Source organism: Nocardiopsis sp. TNDT3 (assembly GCF_003427465.1).
Lineage (GTDB): Bacteria > Actinomycetota > Actinomycetes > Streptosporangiales > Streptosporangiaceae > Nocardiopsis > Nocardiopsis dassonvillei.
Genome location: NZ_QPFC01001179.1, coordinates 1 through 1220, shown reverse-complemented (window position 1 = coordinate 1220; position 1220 = coordinate 1). Strand labels below are relative to the sequence as shown.

At 75.7% G+C, this 1220-nt stretch carries 1 protein-coding gene; it reads right to left on the bottom strand.

The window, feature by feature from the left end:
• The coding region (locus DQW06_RS25470) for an ADP-ribosyltransferase (protein WP_232833153.1) at nt 1-1220 on the bottom strand (1220 nt) is incomplete at both ends.

Here is a 1220-nt window from a genome sequence, read left to right as displayed (position 1 = left end):
GCGATGGACCGGGCCCGGTCCAGGGCGGCCGCCCGCGCGGCGGCGTCGTCGCGGGAGGAGGCCGCGTCGCCGAGCGCGATACCGACGGCGATGTTCGCGGCCACGTTGACGGTACGGGTCAGGCTCTCGTGCCGGTCGGCCGCGTCCTGGGCGGCCGTGATCGCGTCGCGGCGATGGGCGTCCGCGCTCTGGGCGGCCGCGCGGGCCTCCTCGACCCGGACCCCGGCCCCGGCCCCGTCCCCGGCGGTGCGGGTGGCGGTGTCGGCGGCCTCGTAGGCGATGTGGGCGGCGCGTTCGGCGTTTTGGCGGGCGGTGTCGGCCTCCCCGGCCCGGGTCAGGGCCGTGTCGCGCTCGCGTGCGGCGTCGGTGATCCGGTCCGGGTTCTCGGGGTCGACCTCGGACGGTTCGGGGATCGCGTCGCGGGCCGCGGCCGCGTCGGCGCCAGCGCGCGCGGCCACGCTCTGCGCGGCGGCGGCCAGGTCCGCGGCCAGAGCGACCGTGGTGGTGACGGCTTCGGGGGCGGTGTCGGCGATCTCCCCGGCCCGGTCCGCCAGGTGCTCGGCCGCGTCTCGCAGCCCTTCGAGGCGGTCGATCACCGTGGTCGGGTCGGGGCCGTCGGCGTCCCGGAGAGTGGAGGCCAGGTCAGCGGTGAGGCGTTGCGCCGCCTGGTGTATCCCGGTCAGGGCCGCTGCCGTGTCATTCGCGTTCAGGGCCTGGTCGATGCGCTCCAGTGCCTGGCCCGTCCAGGTCGGGGGTGCTGTGGTGGGCCCGTCGTCGTGGGTGGGGGGCAGGATCCGGGCGTGGAAGAGGTAGCCGCGTCCCCAGGGTTCGACCGCGGTGATCTGGTAGCGGGTCCCTCGGGTGAGGATCACCTCGCGTTCGCGGGGGTGTTGGCTGCGGTCGCCGACCCACAGCCCGTGGGAGCCTTGCGGCACGGTCAGCCGCATCAGGTCGACGGGGGAGCCGCCCGCCGCGGAGGGGACGGTCCCCAGGGAGACCGACAGGTAGCCCTGTTCGACGTGTGTGGTTCCCGCGAGGGTGTGGGGGTCGGTGCTGCCCTCGCCCAGTAGGTGCTGGTGGTGGTACATGCCGTGCACGGCTTCGAAGCCCTCGGGGAAGGGGTGGCCGGTGGCGCGGTCCAGGCGCCGGAGCAGCGCCAGGACTTCGGAGGCGTCGGGGAAGTGCGCCGGTTCCCCGTGCAGGGCGAGGGATTCGGCGAT